This is a genomic window from Amycolatopsis eburnea (assembly GCF_003937945.1).
Lineage (GTDB): Bacteria > Actinomycetota > Actinomycetes > Mycobacteriales > Pseudonocardiaceae > Amycolatopsis > Amycolatopsis eburnea.
In genome coordinates this window covers 1,194,042-1,217,215 of the sequence record NZ_RSEC01000036.1, presented here as the reverse complement: position 1 = coordinate 1,217,215, position 23,174 = coordinate 1,194,042, and the positions used below count along the sequence as shown (strand labels likewise).

Annotated in this window: 23 protein-coding genes; 10 read left to right on the top strand and 13 right to left on the bottom strand. The window is 70.7% G+C overall.

Features of this window, described 5'->3' with window-relative positions:
• Positions 1 to 38: 38 nt before the first annotated feature.
• The 4 genes from EIY87_RS18515 to EIY87_RS18500 are packed head-to-tail and all read right to left on the bottom strand — an operon-like array spanning position 39 to position 3,586.
• Positions 39 to 1,007 (bottom strand): glycine betaine ABC transporter substrate-binding protein, encoded by a 969-nt coding sequence (locus tag EIY87_RS18515; RefSeq protein ID WP_125309541.1) that lies wholly within the window; start codon positions 1,005 to 1,007, stop codon positions 39 to 41.
• Positions 1,004 to 1,783, bottom strand: coding sequence for an ABC transporter permease (locus EIY87_RS18510; protein ID WP_125309539.1), 780 nt, complete (start codon positions 1,781 to 1,783; stop codon positions 1,004 to 1,006). The genes EIY87_RS18515 and EIY87_RS18510 overlap by 4 nt, the downstream gene beginning before the upstream one ends.
• Entirely contained in the window at positions 1,780 to 2,946 is a 1,167-nt protein-coding gene (locus tag EIY87_RS18505) for an ABC transporter ATP-binding protein (protein ID WP_125309537.1), read from the bottom strand. The genes EIY87_RS18510 and EIY87_RS18505 overlap by 4 nt, the downstream gene beginning before the upstream one ends.
• A complete protein-coding gene (locus tag EIY87_RS18500) occupies positions 2,939 to 3,586 on the bottom strand; it encodes an ABC transporter permease (RefSeq protein WP_125309535.1) in 648 nt (215 codons plus the stop codon). Before EIY87_RS18500 ends, EIY87_RS18505 begins: the two co-directional genes overlap by 8 nt.
• Positions 3,587 to 3,890: 304 nt before the next feature.
• Between EIY87_RS18500 and EIY87_RS18495 the strand changes: the two genes are divergently transcribed.
• From EIY87_RS18495 to EIY87_RS18480, 4 genes are all read left to right on the top strand, one after another.
• Positions 3,891 to 4,385: a hypothetical protein gene (locus tag EIY87_RS18495; RefSeq protein WP_125309958.1), complete on the top strand. Its 495-nt coding sequence runs from the start codon at positions 3,891 to 3,893 to the stop codon at positions 4,383 to 4,385.
• A 72-nt stretch (positions 4,386 to 4,457) separates the two neighbouring features.
• A complete protein-coding gene (locus EIY87_RS18490) occupies positions 4,458 to 5,216 on the top strand; it encodes a YcnI family copper-binding membrane protein (RefSeq protein WP_125309533.1) in 759 nt (252 codons plus the stop codon).
• Positions 5,217 to 5,768, top strand: a complete 552-nt coding sequence (locus EIY87_RS18485) for a copper resistance CopC family protein (RefSeq protein ID WP_191984148.1) — start codon at positions 5,217 to 5,219, stop codon at positions 5,766 to 5,768.
• Positions 5,768 to 6,796, top strand: a complete 1,029-nt coding sequence (locus tag EIY87_RS18480; RefSeq protein WP_125309530.1) for a copper resistance D family protein — start codon at positions 5,768 to 5,770, stop codon at positions 6,794 to 6,796. The genes EIY87_RS18485 and EIY87_RS18480 overlap by 1 nt, the downstream gene beginning before the upstream one ends.
• A gap of 211 nt (positions 6,797 to 7,007) precedes the next feature.
• Here EIY87_RS18480 and EIY87_RS18475 read toward each other — a convergent pair whose 3' ends face one another.
• Positions 7,008 to 7,895, bottom strand: coding sequence for a phosphotransferase family protein (locus EIY87_RS18475; protein WP_125309527.1), 888 nt, complete (start codon positions 7,893 to 7,895; stop codon positions 7,008 to 7,010).
• A gap of 31 nt (positions 7,896 to 7,926) precedes the next feature.
• Positions 7,927 to 9,312: a helix-turn-helix transcriptional regulator gene (locus EIY87_RS18470; RefSeq protein WP_125309525.1), complete on the bottom strand. Its 1,386-nt coding sequence runs from the start codon at positions 9,310 to 9,312 to the stop codon at positions 7,927 to 7,929.
• Positions 9,313 to 9,630: 318 nt separating this feature from the next.
• Here EIY87_RS18470 and EIY87_RS18465 point away from each other — a divergent pair, with 318 nt between their 5' ends.
• Both EIY87_RS18465 and EIY87_RS18460 read left to right on the top strand, forming a co-directional pair.
• Positions 9,631 to 9,975 (top strand): hypothetical protein, encoded by a 345-nt coding sequence (locus EIY87_RS18465; protein ID WP_003069007.1) that lies wholly within the window; start codon positions 9,631 to 9,633, stop codon positions 9,973 to 9,975.
• 12 nt (positions 9,976 to 9,987) lie between these two features.
• The gene (locus EIY87_RS18460; protein ID WP_125309522.1) at positions 9,988 to 10,401 is read left to right on the top strand and encodes a hypothetical protein; all 414 of its coding nucleotides are present in this window, start codon (positions 9,988 to 9,990) and stop codon (positions 10,399 to 10,401) included.
• A 426-nt stretch (positions 10,402 to 10,827) separates the two neighbouring features.
• Here the strand turns inward: EIY87_RS18460 and EIY87_RS18455 are convergent, their stop codons facing one another.
• Both EIY87_RS18455 and EIY87_RS18450 read right to left on the bottom strand, forming a co-directional pair.
• Entirely contained in the window at positions 10,828 to 12,087 is a 1,260-nt protein-coding gene (locus EIY87_RS18455) for an MFS transporter (RefSeq protein ID WP_125309519.1), read from the bottom strand.
• The gene (locus tag EIY87_RS18450; RefSeq protein WP_125309517.1) at positions 12,080 to 13,396 is read right to left on the bottom strand and encodes a GH1 family beta-glucosidase; all 1,317 of its coding nucleotides are present in this window, start codon (positions 13,394 to 13,396) and stop codon (positions 12,080 to 12,082) included. The genes EIY87_RS18455 and EIY87_RS18450 overlap by 8 nt, the downstream gene beginning before the upstream one ends.
• Before the next feature lie 130 nt (positions 13,397 to 13,526).
• On the opposite strand from EIY87_RS18450, the gene EIY87_RS18445 reads away from it, so the two are divergent.
• Positions 13,527 to 14,174 carry a TetR/AcrR family transcriptional regulator gene (locus EIY87_RS18445; protein WP_125309514.1) on the top strand — a complete coding sequence of 216 codons (648 nt, stop codon included), beginning with the start codon at positions 13,527 to 13,529 and terminating at the stop codon, positions 14,172 to 14,174.
• Positions 14,175 to 14,471: 297 nt separating this feature from the next.
• Here EIY87_RS18445 and EIY87_RS18440 read toward each other — a convergent pair whose 3' ends face one another.
• Entirely contained in the window at positions 14,472 to 15,656 is a 1,185-nt protein-coding gene (locus EIY87_RS18440; RefSeq protein WP_125309512.1) for an amino acid deaminase/aldolase, read from the bottom strand.
• An 85-nt stretch (positions 15,657 to 15,741) separates the two neighbouring features.
• Between EIY87_RS18440 and EIY87_RS18435 the strand changes: the two genes are divergently transcribed.
• On the top strand, positions 15,742 to 17,037 hold the full coding sequence (locus tag EIY87_RS18435; protein WP_125309510.1) for a D-arabinono-1,4-lactone oxidase: 1,296 nt from the start codon (positions 15,742 to 15,744) through the stop codon (positions 17,035 to 17,037).
• On the opposite strand, the gene EIY87_RS18430 is transcribed toward EIY87_RS18435, so the two are convergent.
• The 3 genes from EIY87_RS18430 to EIY87_RS18420 are packed head-to-tail and all read right to left on the bottom strand — an operon-like array spanning position 17,034 to position 19,292.
• Entirely contained in the window at positions 17,034 to 17,984 is a 951-nt protein-coding gene (locus EIY87_RS18430; RefSeq protein WP_125309508.1) for a ribose-phosphate diphosphokinase, read from the bottom strand. The genes EIY87_RS18435 and EIY87_RS18430 overlap by 4 nt on opposite strands.
• Entirely contained in the window at positions 17,981 to 18,631 is a 651-nt protein-coding gene (locus EIY87_RS18425; protein ID WP_125309505.1) for an SDR family oxidoreductase, read from the bottom strand. The genes EIY87_RS18430 and EIY87_RS18425 overlap by 4 nt, the downstream gene beginning before the upstream one ends.
• 10 nt (positions 18,632 to 18,641) lie before the next feature.
• A complete protein-coding gene (locus EIY87_RS18420; RefSeq protein ID WP_125309503.1) occupies positions 18,642 to 19,292 on the bottom strand; it encodes a hypothetical protein in 651 nt (216 codons plus the stop codon).
• 421 nt (positions 19,293 to 19,713) lie between these two features.
• On the opposite strand from EIY87_RS18420, the gene EIY87_RS18415 reads away from it, so the two are divergent.
• Both EIY87_RS18415 and EIY87_RS18410 read left to right on the top strand, forming a co-directional pair.
• Entirely contained in the window at positions 19,714 to 20,784 is a 1,071-nt protein-coding gene (locus EIY87_RS18415) for an HpcH/HpaI aldolase/citrate lyase family protein (RefSeq protein WP_125309501.1), read from the top strand.
• Complete coding sequence (locus tag EIY87_RS18410; protein WP_125309498.1) at positions 20,781 to 21,638, top strand: HpcH/HpaI aldolase/citrate lyase family protein; 858 nt, start codon at positions 20,781 to 20,783, stop codon at positions 21,636 to 21,638. Before EIY87_RS18415 ends, EIY87_RS18410 begins: the two co-directional genes overlap by 4 nt.
• Before the next feature lie 152 nt (positions 21,639 to 21,790).
• Here EIY87_RS18410 and EIY87_RS18405 read toward each other — a convergent pair whose 3' ends face one another.
• Positions 21,791 to 23,173 carry an amidase gene (locus EIY87_RS18405; RefSeq protein WP_125309496.1) on the bottom strand — a complete coding sequence of 461 codons (1,383 nt, stop codon included), beginning with the start codon at positions 23,171 to 23,173 and terminating at the stop codon, positions 21,791 to 21,793.
• Position 23,174: the final 1 nt, after the last annotated feature.

The following is a 23,174-nucleotide window of genomic DNA, read 5'->3' as shown; positions in this document are numbered from 1 at the left end:
GGCCGGTAGCGTGGAAAACGGGGGCGCCCCCGCGCGGGCTACTTGATGAAGCCCTTCTTGACCATCCAGTCGTGGGCCACCTTGCCCGCGTCCTGGCCGTCGACGTCGACCTGCTTGCACAGCTCGACCATCTGCTCGTTGTCGATCGCCGCGCTGACCGCCTCCAGCGGGCCGCGCAGTTCCGGGTGGGCCTTGATGAACTCGGTGCGCAGCGTCGCCACCGCGTTGTACTGGGGGAACGCTTTCTTGTCGTCCTCCAGCACCCGTAGGTTGAGCCCCGAGATCCGGCCGTCCGTCGTGAAGACCTCGCCGACCGGGCACGTTCCGCTCGCCACCGCCGAGTAGATCGTGCCGATGCCGAAGTTCTTCACCGTCGGGTTCTGGAAGCCATACGCCTTGACCGCGGCCGGGAACCCGTCCTGACGGCTGGTGAACTCCGTCTCCAAGCAGAACACCGCCTGGTCCGGCTTCTGCTTGACGAACGCCGCCAGGTCGGACGTCGTCTTCAGGTTGTTCTTCGCGCCGTAGGCCTCGGTGACGGCGAAGGCGTACTGGTCGTTGAGCGGCGAGTAGTTCAGCCACGTGACGCCGAACTTCTCCTCGTCCGCCTTGGCCGTCGCCTCGTACTGGGCCTTTTCCCCGCCGGGCACCGGGAGCTCGTTGCCCTGGTAGTTGATCCAGCCCGTGCCGGTGTACTCCCACGTGACGTCGGTCTGGCCGGACAGCAGCGCCTGGCGCGAGGAGTTGGAGCCCTTGATGTCGGACAGGTCGACGACGTCGGCGCCCGCCGCGGTCAGGGCCATCTCGGCCATGTACGCCAGGATGATGTTCTCGGTGAAGTCCTTCGACCCCACCGTCACCTTCAGCCCCTGCAGCGCCGGGATCGGCTGGATCGTGCCCGGCCGGATGTCGTAGGGCACCGCCTGGTTGACGGTCAGGCCGCACGCCGAGAGCGTCGCGCCGAGCACCGCCACCCCGAGCAGGGCCTTGAGTCGCCGGAGTTTCATCGCAGCCCCTTCGGTCCGAAGAACTGTTCGGCGACCGCGCCCAGCCAGTCCACCAGCAGCGCCAGCGCGACCGCCAGCACCGAACCGGTGACCAGCACCGACGTCAGGTTCAGCTTGTAGCCGGTGTCGATGAGCAGGCCGAACCCGCCGGCGTTGACGAACATGCCGAACGTCGCCGTGCCGACCGCCAGGACCAGCGACGTGCGCAGGCCGGCCAGGATCAGCGGTACCGCGAGCGGCAGCTCGACCCGCCAGAGCACCGCGCTCGCCGACATCCCGATGCCGCGGCCGGCGTCGATCAGCGACTCGTCGACCTGCTGGATGCCGACCATCGTGTTGCGCAGCACCGGCAGCAGCGAGTAGAAGGCCAGCGGCAGCGCCGCCACCCACAGCCCGCCGACCGCGCCGGTGACGATGAACCACAGCACCAGCACGCCGAGCGCGGGCGCGGCCTGGCCGATGTTGGCGATCGCCAGGAAGACCGGCGCGAGGAAGCGGGCCCACGGCCGCGTCACGACCACGCCGAGCGGCACGGCGACCAGCACGACGATCGCGGTCACCACGATCGTCATGAGCAGGTGGTCCCACAGCGCCGTGAGCAGCGAAGACGCGTTGAGCGTCTCCTTCTCGGTCGCGCTCAGCCCGCTGGAGAACACCAAGATCAGCGTGACGGCGACGATCACCAGTACCGCGACGGGCTGGGCGAGCAGCCGGACGCGTTCCGCGCGTTTCGAACCGGACTCGGTGCTGAAACCGGTGTCGACGGCAGCCGTCATGCGGACACCTCTTCACCGTTGGTGTGCTCGTCCCGCAGCTGCTGGATCGTCGCGATCACGGTGTCGAGCTGGATGGTGCCCGCGTACTCCCCGCGGGCGCCGGTCACCGGCACCGAGCCGCCTTCGGCGAGCATCGCCTCGAGCGCGTCCTGCAGCGTCGACTGCAGGCTGACGATGTCGCGCAGCGGCTTGCCGGCGGTGGCCAGCGACGCCCCCGCCGTCAGCTCGCGGACGTGCACCCAGCGCGTCGGGCGGCGGCGCGCGTCCAGCACCAGCGCGAAGTGCTTGCGCTGGCCTTCGAGCTTCTTGCGGACCTCGGCCGGGTCGTCGGACACGGTCGCGGTCAGCGCGTCCTGCTGCAGCTCGACGTCCCGGACCCGCAGCAGCGTCAGCTGCTTCAGCGACGCGCCCGCGCCGACGAAGCCGGCGACCGTGTCGTTCGCCGGGTTGGCCAGGATCGCCTCGGGGGTGTCGTACTGCATGATCGACGACTGGTTGCCGAGCACCGCGATCTTGTCGCCGAGCTTCACGGCCTCGTCGAAGTCGTGCGTGACGAACACGATCGTCTTCTTGAGCTCGTCCTGCAGCCGCAGCAGCTCGTCCTGCAGGTTGCCGCGGGTGATCGGGTCGACCGCGCCGAACGGCTCGTCCATCAGCAGCACCGGCGGGTCGGCGGCGAGCGCCCGCGCGACGCCGACGCGCTGCTGCTGCCCGCCGGAGAGCTGGCGCGGGAAGCGGTCGCGGAAGTCGGCCGGGTCGAGCCCGACCAGGTCCATCATCTCCTCGACCCGGTCGTTGACCTTCTTCTTGTCCCAGCCGAGCAGGCCGGGCACCACCGCGATGTTCTGCGCCACGGTGAAGTGCGGGAACAGCCCGGCCTGCTGGATGGCGTAGCCGATCCGGCGGCGCAGCGTGTCGACGTCGAGCTTGCCCGCGTCCTCGCCGCCGATGGTGATCTTGCCGGAGGTCGGCTGGACCAGCCGGTTGATCATCCGCATCGTCGTGGTCTTGCCGCAGCCGGACGGGCCGACGAAGACCACGATCTTGCCGGCGGGCACGACCATGGAGAAGTCGTCGACGGCCGCGTCGCGGGTGCCGGGGTACCGCTTCGTCACGTGCTCCAGCTCGATCTCGACGCCGGAGACTTCCTCGTTCTCAGCCACGGACACCCCTAGAGACGGTGAAGCGCTTGATCAGGACGTAGACGCCGTCGAGGATCAGGGCGAGGATGACCACCCCGACCGTGCCCGTGACGGCTTGGTTCAGGGAGTTCGTGCTCCCCGCGTTCGTGAGCCCGGAGAAGACCTCGGCGCCGAAGCCGGGGCCCTTCGCATAGGCGGCGATCACCGCGATGCCCATCAGCATCTGCGTCGCCACCCGCATGCCGGTGAGGATCGCCGGCCACGCCAGCCGCAGCTCGACCCGGGTGAGCACGCCGAAGCGGCTCATCCCGATCCCGCGCGCGGCGTCGGTGATGGCCGGGTCGACGCCGTCGAGCCCGACGATGGTGTTCCGGACGATCGGCAGGAGGCCGTAGAGCACCAGCGCGATCACGGCCGTCGTCGGGCCGAGCCCCGAAAGGGGGATCAGCAGGCCCAGAAGGGCGAACGACGGGACCGTCAGGATCGTGCTCGCCAGCGCCGTGGCCACCGCCGAACCGATCGGGCTGCGGTAGACCGCGATCCCGATCAGCACGCCGAGGACCGCGGCGAGGATCGTGCACTGCACGACCATGCTGGTGTGCAGGTAGGCCTCCAACCAGAGCTTGCTCGCCCGGTCGGAGATGTAGTCGAAGAGGTTCATCCGTGTCCGCTCTCCCGCCCTTCACGCCGGCCTTCACCCGAACGGGCTAGTTGCTGACCGACGGCTCAGTACCCAGAGCGCAGCCGGTCCAAACCCCCGTCGTCGGCTACCGGTTCCGCCCACCGTGGCCCAACCCGCCCGGATCGGCAAGAAATGAGCTGAACCACGGCGTGGCGTGCGGCGTGTACTCGGTGTGTGCTCACTGCACGGGATCACACGCTCACCCGGGGGCAGGTCCCTTAAGCTGCTGCTCATGAGCGTTCCGGCACGGCGACCCGCTGTGCTCGGCGCCACCCGGGGTGCGTTGCTCGCCGTGAGTGCCGCGGTACTTTCCGTTACCGCACACCGGCTCGCCGACGGCGGCCTGCCCGACCCGGCGATGACGCTGCTGCTCACCGGCCTGTTCGGCTGGACGGCCACCGCGCTCACCCGCAAGGCCCGCGGCCCGGTGGCCACGATCACCCTGCTCGGGACCGCCCAGCTGGTGATGCACCTGCTGCTCACCACGCTCGCCGGGCACCACGACATGTACTCGGCGCCGGATCCCGCCGGCGCCGGGATGATCGCCGCGCACGCGGTCGCGACCCTGCTCACCGCGCTCCTGCTCGCCCGCGCGGACGCGACGCTGCTCACGGTGCTGGCCGTGCTGCGCGCGATCCTGCCGCGGCTGCTCACCCCGCTGCCGGTCCCGGCCGCGGCTCCCGCGCTCGTCCCCGCCCGCGAGGGCGGCCCGGACCACCTCGTCGGCGTCGACCTGCGCCGGATCCACGGGCGGCGCGGCCCGCCTGCCCACTCCTGAAACCCAGCTCACCCCCGACACAGCGGACCCCCGAGTCCGCTGCCCCTTACTGAGTTCATCAGGAGTGAACCCATGTCCCAGCACGTCTTCAAGCGCGCCGGTTTCCTCGCCGCCACCGTCGGTGCCGCCGGTCTCCTCGGCGCGGGCGTCGCGTCCGCCCACGTCACCGCCAACGTCTACGGCCCGCAGCCCACGAAGGGCGGCTACGCGGCGATCGTCTTCCGCGTGCCGAGCGAGGAGAAGGACCCCGTCAAGACCACCAAGGTCGTCGTCGACTTCAAGGCGGACTACGGCATCGGCTCGGTGCGGACGAAGCCGGTCCCCGGCTGGACCGCCGAGGTCACCAAGTCGAAGCTGCCGGCCCCGATCACCAAGGACAACGGCACGCAGGTCACCGAAGCCGTCACCGCGGTGACGTGGACCGCGCAGCCGGGCAGCGAGCTGAAGGCCACCGACTACCAGGAGTTCTCGGTCTCCTTCGGCCCGCTGCCCACCAACGTGGACCAGGTCGAGTTCCCGGCGCACCAGACCTACAGCGACGGCAAGGTCGTCGACTGGAACCAGCCGACCCCGGCGGGCGGCGAGGAGCCGGAGCACCCGGCGCCGGTCGTGAAGCTGGCCGCGAAGTCCGAAGGCGACGAGCACGGGATGGCCGCGGGCACGGCGTCCACCACCGGGGAGCACACTGAAGCGGCGGCGTCGTCGTCCGACAGCACGGCCCGCTGGCTGGGCGGGGCCGGCCTGCTCGTCGGCGCCGTCGGCCTCGGCGTCGGGGCCGGCGCGACCATCCGGGCCCGCAAGGCCACGGCCAAGTCGGGAGGCAACAGCTAAATGCGGAAGGCGCTCGTCGCGCTGGCGTTGACGGTGGTGGCCGTGCTCGGCACGGCCACCCCGGCGCTGGCGCACAACGTGCTGATCTCCTCGGACCCGGCGAACGGCTCGTCCGTGGCCGCCGGCCCGCAGAAGATCAGCCTGACGTTCGACCAGTACGTGCAGGGCGCGGACGTCAACCAGATCGCGGTGACCGGACCCGGCGGCGGCCAGTGGGCCGAGGGGCCGATCAGCGTGGTGAACAACGTCATCAGCGCGCCGCTGCGGCCGCTCGGCCCGGCGGGGAAGTACACCGTCGGCTACCGGGTGCTGTCCGCGGACGGCCACCCGGTGACCGGTGAGCTCACCTTCACCCTGACCGCGGCGGGCACCGGCACGCCGGCGACCGTCGACGCGGCCCGCTCGCCGGGCAGCGCGTCCTCGGCGTCGCCGCAGCAGTCGTCGTCCACCGGGGTGCCGATCTGGGTCTGGATCGCCGGCGCCGTCGTGCTGCTGGCCATCGGGCTGACCGTCGCCCTGCGCTCGGGCGGCAAAGTCGAAGAGAAGAACTGATGACGCAGGCCGAGACCACCACGAACGTCCGCTATTCGACGCTGCTGTGCGTCGTCACGGCGGGCCTGCTCGGCGCCCTCATCGGCGTCGCGCTCACCGCCACCGCGCCGGTTCCCGGCGTGGTGCAGCCCGACGCGGTGGTCTCGGCCGGCATCCCGGTCGTGCGGGTCCTGCTCGACCTGGCCGCGGTCACGACCATCGGGCTCGCGCTGCTGTCCGTGCTCGTCGGCTACGACCGGCCGAAGCTCACCGAGCCGATCATGCGGCTGGCCCGCCCGGCCGGCGTCGCGGCCGCGCTCGTCTGGGCCACGACCGCGGTCGTCGCGCTGATCCTGCAGACCGCGGAGTACAAGCCGGGCTCGTCGACGCTCTCACCGTCGGACATCGGGCAGTACATCGCCGACGTCGGCGCCGGGAAGGCGCTCGTCATCGTCGCCGTGCTCGCGCTCGCCCACGCCGGGATCGGCGCGCTGGCGCTGCGGTTCGGCGAGAAGGTGCCCGCGGAGGTGCGCGTCGGGCTGGGCCTGTTCGCGCTGCTGCCGCTGCCGGTCACCGGGCACGCGTCGAACTGGAACTACCACGACTACACGATGATCTCGATGGAGCTGCACGTCATGAGCGCCGTCGCCTGGACCGGCGGCCTCGGCGCGATGGCCGTGCTCCTGGTGGCGAACCGGACGCTGCTGGCGCACGCGCTGCCGCGGTTCTCGAAGCTCGCGACGCTCTGCCTGGTCATCTCCGCGGCGACCGGCCTGTTCAACGGGCTGGTCGAGGTCTCGCTCAACCCGACCATCGGGTTCTGGGCGGCGATCTTCACGACGCCGTACGGGCAGCTGCTCATCCTGAAGGCGGTGTGCACCGCCGCCATCGCGCTGCTGGGCGCGAACGTCCGCTGGCGGCTGATGCCGCAGATCGTCCGGCACCAGCGGACCGCGCTCGCCGCGTGGGCGACGCTGGAGCTGACCGTGATGGGGCTGGCCTTCGGGTTCGCCGTCGTGCTGACGCGGGCGCCCGTCGTCGCCTCCTGAAAGCCCTTCCCCGCTGGTAGAACCGGCGCGAAGTCACGGCGCGTAGCTGCAAGTTGCGCATTGGGATGACGGGTAGACCATTGGGGGCGACCCGTCGGGCCGAACTTTCTACCCTGAGCGGACGCCATTTCCGAAGCGACGAACGGTCATTTGCAGTCGGCGAATGCACGTGCAGACTGTGGTCCCGGTCACATGAAGTGACAGATGACGGTCAGCGGTAACGCGTCCAGCGCACGTCCGTCCGGCCGCTGCGGAGGTCGGCCAACCGGCGGAACAGCTCCGGCCGGACCTGCGGCCGGCTGCGCAGGATGGGCAGCACGCTCGTCGTCAGCTTCAGCTCGCGGATGCCGCGGAGCACCGCGAACCCGGACCACGACGTCACGTCGAAGCCGTAGGCCGCGGCGAACGTCCGGTAGTGCACCGGCGGGTCACCGAACCGCTCGCGGCCGACGGCCAGCGGCGTCAGGTCCCACTCCGGCGGGCCGACGCACGAGGAATCGAAGTCGCAGAGCACCGGGCCGTCCGGGCCGGGGATGACGTTGCCGGGGTACGCGTCGCCGTGGACCAGGCCCCTGGCCAGCGGGAAGTCCAGCCCGGCCAGCCGGTCTTCGAGCTCGGCACAGCGCTCCAGCAGGAACTCACGGTCGGCGTCGCCGAGCTCTTCGGCGTCGGACACCCGGGCCCGCACCGCGGCGAACGGCGCCCACTCGGCGAGGCCGTCGGGCGCGGGCAGCGCGTGCACCTGGCGCAGCAGCCGGGCGAGGTCGGTGGCGGTCGCCGGGCGGCCGATGCTCGGCACCTGGTGCCACGCGGTCACCAGGTGCCCGCCGACCTCCAGGGGCTGCTCGACGCCGTCGAGGAGCCGGATCGCGGGGACGCCGTGGCGTTCGAAGTGCCGGGCCACGCGCACGACGGTGCCGACGCGGTGCCGCAGCCGGGTCGAGCCGACGATCCGGATCACGAGCGGGGCGCTGACCAGCGCGTACACCGCGTTGTTGGTGAACCGCAGCAGCCGCGCGCCCGCCGGGTCGACCCCGAGCAGGGCGCACGTCTCCGCCAGCACGCCGCGCAGTTTCCCGGCTGTGAACCGGCCGGCCAAGACGGCCCCGGTGTCCCCGCTGCCCCCGGCGTTATGCGGCGTAGAAAGCGTGGAGGCGATCGGCGAGGTCACGTGCGTCGGCGTTGTTGCGGCGGCGCTCCGCCTCTTCCTGCAGCGGCCGCATCCGGTCCTTGACCCGCTCGGACTTGATGCCCTCGGCGCAGTCGATGGCCTTGCCGCCGACCTTGGCGCCGTGGTCGAGGTCGCCGTCGAGCAGGTGGTTGGTGGCCAGCGCGCTCAGCATGAACGTCTTGGAGCGGGCCATTTCGTCGTCGTAGGAGTCGACGGCCCTGGTCAGCGCCGGGATCGCGTACTTGGTGTGCTCGGCGTTCTTCTGCGCGAGGACCGTGTGGACGGTGCCGACCATGGCGTAGACGTCGGTCTCGGTGAAGAACTTCACCCAGGACTCGGCCTCGGCCAGGTTGGCGCGCTCGAACTCGTCCTTGCTCCGGCCGAGCAGCTTCACGGCCTGCTCTTCGTTGCCCATCATCGCGTAGGCCCAGGCCTCGTTCGCGCACAGCACGGAAACCGCCAGCTCGGAACCGCTTTCCTGGGCGGCGATCTGGCCGAGCTGGAACAGCTTCAGCGCGTCGTTCGGGGCGTCCTGGTGCAGGTAGACGCGGCCCATGCGGTAGAGGACGTTGGCCACCAGCGGGTGGTTCTCGCCCTGCTTGGCCAGGTCCAGCGCGTTCGCGAAGTGCCCGCGGGCGGAGTCCATCAGGCCGGTGTCGAAGGAGGTCCAGCCGGCCAGCGAGTGGAGGTCGGCCAGCGCCACGTACAGGCGGTTCTTGACGATTTCCGTGCCGTGCGCCTCGAGCATCTGCTGTCCCCAGGACAGCTGCGCCACGACGGCGTCGCGGCAGAACCCGCCGCCGTACTGGTAGTCCAGCGCCCGGAGCGCGCGCGTCGCGGCTTCCACCTGGCGCACGTCGGTCATGCCGATGCGGCCGGGCGCCGGCGTGCGCGCCGGTCCCGCCGACCAGGTGCCCGATTCCGGACCGAACACCGCCGCACCCATCGTGACCTGGGCGGCGTGCGCGAGGAACCTCCGTCGCTTCACGGACTCGTCCTCCTCAGCCTGCTGGCCGTCGGCGGAGCCGACGACGCGTATCGCCGTGGCCTCGTCGTAGGCGAGGCCCATGTACCCCCGCGGGACACCAAGGCCGTCGGCGATGCGCGTGAGCACGTCGTAGGCCATGACCTGGCGACCCTTGAGGATCTCGGACACCTCGGACTGGGACTGTCCGGTCATCGCGGCGATCTGGCGCTGCGAGACACCGTGCTTGCGCAAGAGGCGGTAGACGCCGCTGATCTCGCGCGTCGCGAGAGCAGCTCTCATCTCGGGCTGCTCCCACGCGTCAGCGGGAACCGCGTGGCTCTGCCGGGCTTCGGCACTGCCACCGTTACTGGCGTCCATCGCGCCCCCTCCACTGTCCGGTCGGGCGTCTGTGAAACAGCGTAGGCAAACCTGGTGAACCGTGTGAACTGCCGAACTGGCGCCCTGATCGGTCCGGGCGAAGTCCGTTGACCGCTTACCGTGGAACCGAGTCCGGTCACCGCTATGACGCCATTTCGACCTTCTATCGCAGCCGGTTGCACCTCACTGTAGTTGTCAGATCTCCGTCACCGCCCGGACACCGGCAGCGATCACGGAGAGCTACGAAAACCGCAGCGTTGTGACAAAGAGATGTTGCAGAAGGCATCTTCGAAGACTTTCGACAGAGCGGAGAAGGGCGTGGAGTTCGTGGACTCGTTCGCAGGAGGACATGCCGGCACGGCCACCCGCGCCGTGCGGCCGGCGGTCGCGACGGTCTCTCCCGTCTCCGCCGTCCGTCCCGTCACCCCGGCCGCCGCGGTGGACCCCCGCACCGCGAGCGTCCGCCACTACGAGGGCGGTCAGCTCGTGTGGCGGGTGCAGTGCGGCGACCTGATCAGCCGGGAACGCGCGGTGACGGTGTTCGTCGAAGACAACCAGGTGGTACTGGTCTCGCCCCCCGGCGAGACCGCGCGGCTGACGTCCGGCCAGCTCGGCCAGCTGCGCGCCGCGCTCAACGAAGCCGCCAAGATGGCGGAAAGGTAACGGTGAGCTGACATGGATCAGGTACTCGGGCAGGTCCTCCGCAACGCGGTCTGGGAGCGCCTCGACATGCTGACCGACCTGGCGAACCGCGCCGACGCCCAGTCGCTCGTCTCGGTCGCGCGCTCCGAACTGCCCCGCTTGACGGAGGCGTGGCGCGCGATGCTGAAGATGCACGAGCCCGACGAGCGCGGCGACTGCCCGACCTGCTCGACCCGGTGGCACCGCTGCAAGGCGCCGTGCTCGGTCTGGCAGGTCGCGCACGAACACCTGGTGGCCGGCGGGCTGGCCCCGCAGCAGCAGGCGCCGTCCGACCGCCGCCTGCAGGGCCGCCGCAAGAGCCCGGTCCCGGCCCACCCGGCCCCCACCGCGGCGGAGACCACCGGTCGCCACGCGCTCGTGAACCCGCGCCGAGCGGTCACCGCCTGACCCCGTCAAGTGAAGTCCGCGTGAGGACACGCATCTTTCCTAGGGAAAGTGACGTCCTCCCCGAGAGGAAGCGCATCTTTCCTGGAGAAAGTGGCGTCCTCCCCTGATCCGGCGAGCGCGGCCGGCCGATCGCCCCATCGGACCCGCGCCGGTACTCGCCCCGGCCGAGGGCTGTTTCGCCCGCACCCCCGAGCAGCGCGAACCAGCCCTCGGCCATCATCCCGAACCGTTCCGCGATTAATCGAAAAAATTCCGCGTTAGGCCTAGCCGGAGCGGTAATCGCCCGCTAGATTGATCATCAAGCCCCGGTATGGACCACTGGTTCGGCCGTGGCGATCCGCCCTCCCGGGCGGTCCCTGAATTCCGCGGGCCGGTGCCGTTGCACTCCCCTCCCCCGACCGGCACCGGCCCGCGGTTCCAAAGCTCCTAGCGAACCGCCTTCACGCGCAGCACGAGCCCCGCGGCCAGCAGCGTCGCGACGGCCGAAGCCGCGAACAGGCCCGGGTAGCCGCCGAGGTAGGACAGCACCAGCGGCGTCACCAGCGGAGCCACCACCTGCGGCAGCGAGTTCGCGATGTTGATGACGCCCAGGTCCTTCGCGCGGTCCTGCGCCGTCGGCAGCACCTGGGTCAGCATCGCCAGCGCGACCGCCATGTACGCGCCGAACCCAACCCCCAGCAGTGGGGACGCGGCGAGCGCCACCGGCCAGCTCTGCCACAGCACGAGCAGCAAGGCGGCCAGCGCCATCACGCCGGAGGCCGCCAGGACGTACGGCTTGCGCCGTCCGGACCTGTCGGAGAAGTGCCCGGCGAGCACGGCACCGATCACGAGCGCGACGCCGTAGAGCGCCATCATGATGAGCAGCCCGGTGTCCGGGTCCGGGTAGTGCACCGCGTCCTTGAGGAAGAACAACAGGTACAGCGTCCCGAACGCGTTGCCGAGGTTGATCATGAAGTGGCACGACCAGGCCCACGCGAAGTCCGGGTGCCGCCGCGGCGAGACCCAGAGGTTGCGGAGCACCTCGCCGGCCTTCGACGACGGCCGGAACTCGACCGGCAGGCGCGCGTCCGGCGTCCGGAGCACGAAGAACGCGGCGCCCACCAGGACGATCACCGCGCAGGCCGCGTACCCCAGCGGCAGCCCGGCGATGCCGAGCATCACGACCACCACGACCGCGCCCAGCACGGTGCCGAGCATCTGCGCGATGCCGACCAGCCCGCCGACCTGCGCGCGCTGACCGACCGGCACGCGGTCGGCGATCGCGGACATCAGGGTGGCGAGCATGCCGTTGAGCCCGGCCTGCACCAGGCACCAGCCGGTGATCATCAGGGCGACGTCCGGCGCGAACGCCAGCACCAGCAACCCGACGGCGGCGACCACGGCCCCGATCACCGTCCACGGGTGGCGGCGGCCGAACCGCGAAGTCGTCCGGTCCGACAGCAGCCCGACCGCCGGGTTGACGACCAGCGCCACGATCGCGCCGACACCCATCACCAGTCCGAGCACGAACTCCTTGTTCACCTGGTCGAGCAGCTCGGCCTGCTGCGGCAGCAGCACCTGGATCGGCGCGTAGATCCCCAGCCAGAGCGCGATGTTCGCGAAGAACAGCAGGCTCATCCAGCCAGGCCGCACCCGCACGACGGGTTCGGCGAGCGCCTCCGGGACGGCTCGGGTCGTTTCACTCATGGCGCACCAGCTTCCGGTACCAGTGGAACGAGTCCTTCGGCGTCCGCCGCAGGGTCTCGTAGTCGACGTGCACCAGGCCGAAGCGCGGCGCGTAGCCCTTGGACCACTCGAAATTGTCCAGCAGGGACCAGCAGAAGTAGCCGCGGACGTCGACGCCGGCGTCCATCGCCTCGCGCAGCGCGACCAGGTGGCTGTGCAGGAAGTCGATGCGCTCGGCGTCGTGCACCCCGCCGTCTTCGGCGACCTCGTCGGCGAAACTGCACCCGTTCTCCGTGATGTGGATCGGCGGCAGCTTGTCGCGGTAGCGCGCGTGGAAGTCGAGCAGCAGCTCGCGCAGGGCGTGCGGGACGATCGGCGAGTCGTTCGTCGTCATCGGGTAGCCCTCGATCGGGCGAAGGTCGAACGGCAGCGGGTTCCCCGGGCTGGGCTTCGCGACCCCCTGCGGCTCGTAGTAGTTGACGCCGTAGAAGTCGAGCGGCTGCGCGATCGTCGGCAGGTCGCTGTCGAATCCGGCGGGCAAGTGCGGGTGGAGCTGCTCGGGGTAGCTGCCGAGCAGCACGGGATCCGCGTAGAGCCGGTTGATGAGCGCGTCGAGCCACTCGGCGGCGTCGCGGTCGCTCTCGTCGGCGGGCCAGACGGGCGAATGGTTGTTGGCGGTCCCGATGTTCCTCGCCCCGGCCGCCCGCAGCGCCTGGACGGCGAGGCCGTGGGCGAGGTTCTGGTGGTGCGCGGTCGGGATGGCGTCGAGGAGGAGGGTCTGCCCAGGCGCGTACTCCCCGATGGCGTAGCCGTAGATCGACATGACCATGGGCTCGTTGAGCGGAATCCACAGTTTCACCCGATCGGCGAAGCGCTCGCCGAGGATGCGGGCGTACTCGGCGAAGCGCTCAGCGGTGTCCCGGGAGAGCCAGCCACCGTCATCTTCGATCGCCTGCGGGGTGTCCCAGTGGTAGAGCGTGACGGCGGGCGCGATCCCCGCCTCGCACAAGGCGTCCAGGAGCTTGTCGTAGAAGCCGAGCCCTTCGGCGTTGGGCGCGCCTTTCCCGTCGGGCTGGATTCGGGGCCAGGCGATGGACATCCGGTACGCGCCGACCCCGAGTTCCGCCATCAGCGCGATGTCTTCGGGGTAGCGGTGGTAGTGGTCGGCGGCTACGTTTGCGGTCTCACCGCGGGCGATCTTGCCCTCGGTCGCGGTGAAAGTGTCCCAGATGGACGGTCCGCGCCCACCTTCGCTGGTGGCGCCCTCGATCTGGAACGCCGAGGTCGAAACGCCCCAGAGGAAGTCGGGCGGGAAGTTCGGGTTCTGCACCGGCTGCTGACCCCTTCGTCAGGACACCCGTACGGGTGAACATGAAAAGTTCTCATATACTAGGTCTTCACTCGTCCGTGGGGAACCCCGTCGGCACGATAAAGTCCCAGATCAGACGAGGAGGAGCGCCGTGTCCGACATCCAGGCCGCGAAGGTGCCGGCAGAAGCCACCCCCTTGCGCCGCCAGCCGGTTCAGCAACGCAGCGCCAAGCGCGTCGAGCAGATGCTCGACGCGAGCGCGGCGTTGATCGACGAGCTCGGTTACGACGCGCTGACGACCACCCTGATCGCCAAGCGCGCGGGTGTCGCCGTGGGGTCGCTGTACCAGTTCTTCCCGGACAAGCGCGCCGTGGTGCAAGCGCTTACCGCCCGCAACCTGGAGAGGTTCGTGGGCGCGGTGAACGAGCGCCTCAAGCAGCTCGGCCCGGAACACTGGTGGGACGTCGTCGACTCGATCCTCGACATCTACCTCGAGATGCACCGCTCGGTCCCCGGGTTTTCGAAGGTCCACTTCGGCGACATCATCGACCGCCAGCTGCTGGACGAGACCCGCGACAACAACGCGGTGATCGTCGATTCGCTGACGGACCTGGTGGCCACGCAGGTGGATCGGCCGGTCGAGGACCTGCGGTTCGCGATCGGCATCGCCAACGAGGTGGCGGACGCGCTGCTGAAGCTGGCGTTCCGGAAGGAGCCGAGGGGGGACGAGAAGATCGTCGCCGAGGCGAAGTACGTGGTGAAGGGATACTTGGCGGCCCGGTTCGGGGAACAATCGTAGTTGTCCACAGAAGTTGTCCACAGGTATGCACAGCTGTGGACAACGTCGTGGTTTCGGCTGGGTTGTCGGTGGGGGCCGATAGACTGGAAGCGGGGGTTCCCCCGGGGAAGGGCGGGCCGCGCGCGGCGGGTCGGTTGTGCGGGGTACAGGTCGACCGGACCACCTTCTCGCTGGGGTCGACGCCGGGGTGAGGCACAGTCGCGACGTTGCTGGCAGATCACCCGTCCGGGAGTCGGGACAAGACAGCGATCGTGCGGCGAACCAGGTGTTCCGCCGCACGGACGCCGCACGCCGGGGTCAGCCGAAGTTCTGGTGCTCGCCGCGGTACGTCGGGACCGTGCGCTCCACCCGGTCGCCCTGCACCAAGTGGTAGTGCGTGAACCGCTCCGCCAGCTCGCCCGCCTTCGCGTGGCGCAGCCAGACGCGGTCGCCCAGCTTCAACGTCCGGGCGGCGCGGCCGGTCACCGGGGTCTGGACCTCGCCCGCGCCTTCGAAGCCCAGCAGCTTCAGGCCCGTCGGCAGGTACGGCTGCGGAACGCGCGAATTGCCCGCCGGGCCGGAAGCGATGTAACCGCCCGAAAACAGGGTGGCGATGGTGCGGGTCGGGCGGCGGACCACCGGCAGTGCGAACAACGCTGCCGGGCGGGGCTTGAACTTCGTGTAGCCGTCGAACAGCGTCGGGCCGATCAGGCCCGAGCCCGCCGCGATCTCCGTGACGACCGCGTCCGCGCCCGTCGACTCGATGCTGCCCGTGCCGCCGCCATTGACGAACTCCAGCGACGTCACCGCCTGGACCGCGCGGACCGCGTCGCCGCGGCGGCGGTTCAGCTCGGCCGCCGACCTGCGCTGCATCCAGCCGATCACCGCGCGGTTGAGGCGGGCGCCCGCCGCGTCGCCGAGGCCGGCGATCTGGCCTTCGTACGCCATCACGCCCACCAGGCGGAAACCCGGGCGGGCGAGGATCTGGCGGGCCAGCGTCGACGCCTGCTTCGGGGTGAACACCGGCGAGCGGCGCGTGCCGACGTGGACGCCCGGCACCGGACGCCAGGACGCGTCCAGCTCCAGGCACACGCGGATTTCCGGGTGGCCGTGCCCGAGGGCGGCGTCCACCAGGTCGAGGTGCTCCGGCGAGTCGACCATGATCGCGATCGCGGCCCGCGCGGGCTCGGACGCGGCCAGGCGGCGGAGGGCTTCGTGGTCGGCCGTCGGGTAGGCGACGACGATGTCCTCGGTCGTGCCCTGCTCGACGTGCCAGACGGCTTCGGCGAGCGAGTAGCACATCAGGCCTTCGAAGCCCGGCATCGCGAGCACGCGCTCCAGCAACGCCCGGCAGCGGACCGACTTGCTGACCACGCGGATCGGCTTGCCCGCCGCGCGGCGGCGGAGGTCGTCGGCGTTCGCGTCGAAGGCCGCCAAGTCGACGACGGCCAAGGGTGGATCGAGGTCCTTGGTCGCCAAGTCGTACACCGTCGCACTGGTCACGAGGTCTAAAGTACGACACGAAGGCTTGAAACGCGAATACTATTCACTTACTGTTTCGGGCACTCGACCGATGGAGGGCGCGCGGATGACCCGGTGGACCAACTGGGCGGGCACGGCGTCCGCCTCGCCGCGGCACGTTCACCAGCCGCGCAGCGCGGCCGAGATCGTGGCGGCCGTCGAAACCGTCGCCGCGGCCGGCCGGACCGTGCGCCCGTGGGGCAGCGGGCATTCCTTCACGGCCATCGCCGTCGCCGACTCCGACGCCCTCGACCTGCGGTACTGGACCGGCATCGAACGGGCCGACCTCGAAACCGGGCTCGTCACCGTCCGCTCCGGCACCACGATCAAGCAGCTCAACGCCGCCCTCGACGCGCTCGGGCTGGCCATGACCAACCTCGGTGACATCGACGCGCAGACCATCGCCGGCGCGATTTCCACCGGCACCCACGGCACCGGCGCGAAGCTCGGCGGCATCGCCACCCAGATCGCCGCGCTCGAACTCGTCTTGGCCGACGGCTCGGTCGTCACCTGCTCGGCCGACGAAAAGCCCGACCTCTTCGCCGCCGCCCGCGTCGGCCTCGGCGCGCTCGGTGTCATCACGACCGTCACGCTCCAGTGCGAACCGTCGTTCGTGCTGCGCGCGCAGGAACGGCCGGAGCCGCTGGAGCAGGTCCTCGAGGGCTTCCACGACTTCGCCGACGAGAACGAGCACTTCGAGTTCTACTGGTTCCCCTACGGCAAGAACGCACTGGTCAAGCGCAACAACCGGTGCGAGACGGCCGAGCCGCTGAGCAAGGTCCGCGAGTTCGTCGACTACCAGATCATGGAGAACGTCGCGTTCGGCGGACTCTGCCGGACCGGCCGGCTGATGCCGCGGCTCGTGCGGCCGCTGAACAACTTCGCGTCGAACATGCTCTCCGCGCGCGAGTACAGCGACACCTCCCACCGCGTCTTCGTCACCGCGCGCAACGTCCGCTTCACCGAAACGGAATACGCTGTTCCACGTGAATCAGTGCTCGACGTGCTCGCCGAGCTACGCGCCGTGGTACCGACGCTGAAGGACCCGGTGATGTTCCCGGTCGAGGTGCGGGTCGCCGCGGCCGACGACATCTGGCTGTCGACCGCGCAGGGCCGCGACTCCGCCTACATCGCCATCCACCAGTTCGTCGGCATGCCGTACCGCGAGTACTTCAGCGCGTTCGAGAAGATCGCCGGCGCGGTCGGCGGCCGCCCGCACTGGGGCAAGATGCACGACCTCGACGCCGGCGTCCTCCGCTCGCGCTACCCGCACTTCGACGACTTCCTGCGCGTGCGCAAGGAAACCGACCCGAACCGCGTCTTCACGAACACCTACCTGGACCGGGTGCTGGGCTCGGCCTAGAAGAGCGCCGACACCGATTCGCCGTTGTGGATCCGGCGGATCGCCTCGGCCATGGCCGGCGCGATCGACAGGATCTTCAGCTTCTCGGTGCGTTCCTCTTCGGGCACCGGGACCGTGTTGGTGCAGACGATCTCCAGCACCTCCGGCCGGCCGCCGATGCGCTCGATGGCCTTGGCCGCGAACAGGCCGTGCGTACAGGCGACGCGGATCGACCGCGGCTTCAGCTCGGCCAGCTTGTCGAGCAGCTCCAGCACCGTGCTGCCCTTGGCGATCTCGTCGTCGAGCACGATGACGTCGCGGCCGGTGATCTCGCCGATGACCGAGGAGATCTGGACGCGGTCGTCCGGGAAGCGCTCCTTCGCGCCGGCCGCGACCTGGACGCCGAGGAGCCGCGCGAAGTGCGACGCCTCCTTCGCGTTCCCCAGATCGGGTGAGACGACCGTGGTCCGCGAGAGGTCGTACTGCCGGAAGTGCTTCGCCAGCTCCTGCAGCGCGTGCAGGTGGTCGACCGGGACGCTGAAGAAGCCGTGCACCTGCGGCGAATGCAGGGTCATCGCCAGCACGCGGCTCGCTCCCGCCGTCACCAGCAGGTCGGCGACCAGGCGGCCGCCGATGGAGATGCGCGGCGCGTCCTTCTTGTCCGAGCGCGCGTACGAGTAGTGCGGCATCACGGCGGTGATCCGCGACGCCGACGCGCCCCGTGCCGCGTCCAGCATCAGCAGCAGCTCGACCAGGTGCTCCTGCACCGGCTTGACCAGCGGCTGGATGATGAAGACGTCCCGTTCGCGACAGTTCGCCTGCAGCTGGACCTCGAGGCAGTCGTTCGCGAACCGCCGGACTTCGGCCGGCTGCAACGGGACGCCGAGGTGGGCGCAGATCTCTTCGGCCAGCTCGGGGTGCGCGCTGCCGCTGAAGACGGCGATTTCTCTCGAAGCCTGGGTGATCACAGCGCGGAGATCGCTTCGCTGATGGCGTCTTCACCCGAGATCAGCGTCAGGGTGCGCCGCGCGGTCTCGGGCGCGTCGAGCAGGGCGACGAGCACCGCGGCGACGTCGTCACGCGGGATCGGGCCGCGGTCGGTCCGCTCGGCGAGCAGCACCAGGCCGGTGCCCGGGTCGTCGGTGAGCGCGCCCGGCCGCAGGATCGTCCAATCGAGGTCGCGGGCCTTGAGGTCGTCTTCCGCCGCGCGCTTGGCACGCATGTAGTGCCGGAATTCCTCGGTGACGTCGGGGTTCTCCGGGTTGTCGGCCCCGATCGAGCCGACCTGGATGTGCCGCCGGACCCCGGCGCGCTCGGCCGCTTCGGCGAATAGCGCCGCCGCGCCCCGATCCACTGTGTCCTTGCGGGCGGTACCGCTGCCCGGGCCCGCGCCGGCGGAGAACACCGCGGCGTCGGCACCCTTCAGGACGTCGGCGACGGCGTCCACATCGGAGTTCTCCAGGTCGAGGACGACGGCCTGGGCACCGGCGGCTTCGAGGTCCGCCGCGTGGGCGGGGTTCCGGACGATCCCGACCGCTTCGTCACCGCGCGCGGCGAGCAGCCGCTCGAGCCGCAACGCGATCTGACCGTGTCCACCAGCAATGACGACTCGCATGCAGCGGAGCCTAGTGCGAAGCGGGCGCCTCCGCGGTCCGGAGCAGGTGGTCGTAGACCAGCTCGTTCACGAGACGGGAGACCGGGTCCTCGGCGAGCAGGACGCGCTCGGTGCGGCCCTCGAGGTCGAGGTCGACGACCGCGTTCGGGTCGGCGGTCACGACGGCGAGGCCGTACGCGCGGGCGCGCGGGAGGCAGTTGCCGACGTAGTCCTCGGTGAGGACGGCCGGCGACGGGAGCACCATCGCGGCCTCGCCGTAGCGGGCGAACGGAACCGCGGAGGCCATCGCGGTGCGCCAGTGGCGCGCGACGGCCAGGACGCCGACGATCTCGGCGGCCGGGGCGGGGGCGGTTCCGGCCAGCTCCGGCCAGGTCCAGGTGTCGACGGTGGCGCGGTCGGCCACCGGGCCGGCACCCATCGCGATGCGCTCGGCGTGCACGTCGGTGCGGAGCTTGGCGACCACGCAGACCTTGCGGCCGAGGATCGTGATCTCGGGGAGGACGACGCCGTTCCAGCCCAGCTGGGCCGCGGCGGCGCGGGCGAGCTCGTCGACGCTCGCGGGGAGCTCGATCGGCGGCACCACGCGGCTCGGCATCGACCGGCTGCGCTTCGCGCCACCGGCGACCGTCGAGCGCTCGGTGTTCTGAGGTGTAGCCGCCACGAGTCCGCCTCCTTCTTACCTGCACCGCTTCGTGACCGGGGAAAACCGGCACCTCACTTGTCTAACAGCGCGGCGGCGCGGCGTCGCCGGGTAAGGCGCGTGGCTGCGATCGGCGGCGCTCAGCGGTCGATGACCGGTCGGTAGGCGGTCATCCGACTTCGGTCGAACGGTGCGGCCAACCGAGTGATCGCGAGGTGAGTGGCACTACCGTCCGCCCGCGACCGACTACCAGGGGCAGCACACCACCACCCGGCCCGACTAGCCCATTCGGCGCAACCACGCGAAAATCCACAGTGGACGCAGGGCGCTGAGCTGCGGTTGTCCGCCGTCACCCGGCCGGCGGTGAGCTACGCCGCAGCGGTGACGGGCGCCCGCGACTAAAGTTACCGATCAGTCACTTAGTCGTCACCGTGGAGGACCGATGCGCTCCCCGAAGGACTTCTTCGCCCCGCTCGCCCTGGGCGCGCCCGCCCCGGTGCGCGAGATCCCGGTGACGCCGTCCCGGATGATCCACTTCTTCGACCCCGGCAACGAGAAGATGGCCGCGAAGGTGCCGGACATCGCGAAGAAGGTCGACGTCCTGCTCGGCAACCTCGAGGACGCCGTCCGCGCCGACCGCAAGGAGGCCGCGCGCGCCGGGCTGGTGTCGATCGCGAAGGCGAACGACTTCGGCAGGACGCAGCTGTGGACGCGGGTCAACAGCCTGGACTCGCCGTGGGTGCTCGACGACCTGCTCACGCTGGTCACCGAGATCGGCGACAAGCTCGACGTGATCATGGTGCCGAAGGTCGAAGGCGCGCAGGACATCCACTACGTCGACCGGCTGCTGGCCCAGCTCGAAGCCCGCGCCGGCCTCACGAAGCCGTTGCTGGTGCACGCGATCCTGGAGACGGCGAGCGGCGTGGCCAATGTGGAGGAGATCGCCGGCGCGAGCCCGCGCATGCAGGGCATCTCCCTCGGCCCGGCCGACCTGGCCGCGAGCCGCCGGATGAAGACGACCCGCGTCGGCGGCGGTCACCCCGGCTACCTGGTGCGCACCGACCCGACCGGCGACGACCTCACCGCGGGCCGGACGACCTACCAGCAGGACCTCTGGCACTACACGGTGGCGCGGATGGTCGACGCCTGCGCGATGCACGGGATCCTGCCGTACTACGGCCCCTTCGGGGACATCCGCGACGTCGTCGCGTGCGAAGACCAGTTCCGCAACGCGTTCCTGCTCGGCTGCGTCGGCGCGTGGAGCCTGCACCCCGTGCAGATCGACATCGCGAAGAAGGTGTTTTCGCCTTCGCCGTCCGATGTGGCCTGGGCGCGGCGCGTCATCGCGGAGATGGGCGACGGCACGGGCGCGGTGATGATCGACGGGAAGATGCAGGACGACGCGTCGGTGAAGCAGTGCCGCGTGGTCGCCGAACTGGCCGACGCCCTCGCGGCGGACGACCCCGAACTCGCCGCGGCGTACGACGCGGCCACCAAGGAGGCCCTCGGATGACGGAGTTGAAGCCGAGGCGTTCTGTCCTCTACATGCCCGGCGCGAACGAAAGAGCGCTGGAGAAGGCCAAGACCATCCCGGCCGACGCGCTGATCCTCGACCTCGAGGACGCCGTCTCCCCGGACGCCAAGGAAGCCGCGCGCGAGCGGGTCTGCGCGGCGGTGGGTTCGTACGGTTCGCGCGAGGTGACGATCCGGGTCAACGGGCTGGACACCGAGTGGCACGACGCGGACCTGCGCGCGGCCGCGTCGGCGGGCCCGGCCGCGGTGGTCGTCCCGAAGGTGAACTCGGCGGCCGAGGTGCACAACATCGAGCGCGCGCTGGAGCTCGGCGGGGCGCCGGACCACACGAAGATCTGGGCGATGGTCGAGACCCCGGTCGCGATGCTGCACGCGGAGGAGATCGCGGCGGCGTCCGAGCGGCTGACCGTGCTGGTGATGGGCACGAACGACCTGGCCAAGGAGCTGCACGCGGAGTTCGTCCCGGGCCGCGGGCCGCTGCTGGGCGGGCTTTCGCTGTGCCTGCTGGCGGCGCGGGCGACCGGTCGCGTGATCCTCGACGGCGTCTACAACGACGTGAAGGACCTTCCCGGGTTCGAAGCCGAGTGCGAGCAGGGGCGGCAGTACGGGTTCGACGGGAAGACGCTGATCCACCCCGCGCAGGTCGAGCCGTGCAACCGGATCTTCGCGCCTTCGGAGGCGGAGATCGACCGCTCGCGACGGATCATCGAGGCCTTCGAGGAGGCGCGCGCCGCGGGCCGCGGCGTGGTGACCGTGGACGGCCGGATGATCGAGAACCTCCACGTCGACAACGCGCGGCGGGTGCTGGCGCTGGCCGAGGCCGTCAAGGGCTGAGGTCACTTCGGCAGGTCGTCGATGCGGATAGGCCACCAGGAAGGTTTCCGCGGAGCCGTCCTCGGCGAAGTGGCGGTCGTGCACCTCGGTGAACTGCTCGGCGCCGGTCACCGGGGCTGCCTCCACTTCACCGCAGGACCGGAACTTCTTCCCTACCCGATCGGCCAAGGCCGCTGCGGGCCGCGGAGCCGCTCGTACGCCGCGGCCGCGCGAAGGACGCCGGTGTCGTCGAAGCGGCGGCCGCTGAGCTGGACGCCGATCGGGCGGCCGTCGTCGGTGTAGCCGCAGTTGACCGAGACCGCGGGCTGGCCGGACATGTTGTACGGCACGGTGAACGCGATGTGCTCGAACGGGCGGGCCGGGTCGTTCGTCGGGGACGCCCACTCCGCGGGCGGGGCCGCGACCGGGCAGGTCGGCGAGAGCACCACGTCGAACGCCGAGGTCGCGCGCAGGGCCGCGACGCTGATCGCGTCGATCTGGGCGAAGCCGCGGTACGCGTCCACTCCGGACACCTCCGCGCCGCCCGCGGCCCAGTCCGCGATGTACGGCAGGACCTTCGCGCGCCGCTCTTCCGGCAGCGCCGCCATGTCCGACCAGGCGCGGGTGCGCCAGAAGACGTCGAGGCCGTCGAGCATTTCGCGGGTCAGGAACGGCTCGACCGGCTCGACGACCGCGCCCGCGGCTTCGAAGGCGCGGGCCGCCGCGGTGACGGCGTCGCGGGTGGCCGGGTCGACCGGGAGGCCGACGCCGGGGTCGAGGTGCAGGCCGATGCGCAGGCGCGTCGACGGCGCCTCGAGCGACCAGTCCAGGTCCGCCGGGGGCAGGCTCAGGTGGTCGCGCTCGTCGGGCGCCGACAGGACGCTCATCAGCAACGCCGTGTCGGCGACCGTCCGGGTCATCGGGCCCGCCACCCGGCCGAGGAACGGCGGGTCGACCGGGACGCGGCCGAAGCTCGGCTTCAGGCCGGTCAGGCCGCACCAGCCCGCGGGCAGCCGGATCGAGCCGCCGATGTCGGTGCCGACGTGGAGGGGTCCGTAGCCCGCCGCGGCCGCCGCGCCCGCGCCCGCGCTCGAGCCGCCCGGCGACGCCGACGACAGCCACGGGTTCCGGGCCGTCTCGTGGAAGCTCGACAGCCCGGACGTCAGCATCCCGTAGTCCGGCATGGTGGTCTTGGCCAGCAGGACACCGCCGGACTCGCGGACGCGCGCCGCCGCCGGGGCGTCCGCGGCCGCCGGGGTCAGCGCAGTCGCCGCCGTGCCCAGCGGGACCGGGGTGCCGCGGGTCGCGATGTTCTCCTTGAGCGTCAGCGGGACGCCGTCGATCGGGCCGAGCGGCTCGTCGGCCGCCCAACGCGCTTCGGACGCCTTCGCGTCGTCGAGCGCGCCTGAAGGGTCGTACGCGTACAACGCGTGCAGCTCCGGCTCTCGCGCCTCGATGCGGCTCAGCACCGCTTCGGTCACCTCGACCGGCGAGAGCGTCTTCGCGCGGTAGTGCGCGACGAGTTCGACGGCGGTCAGATCGGGCAACTCGGTCATG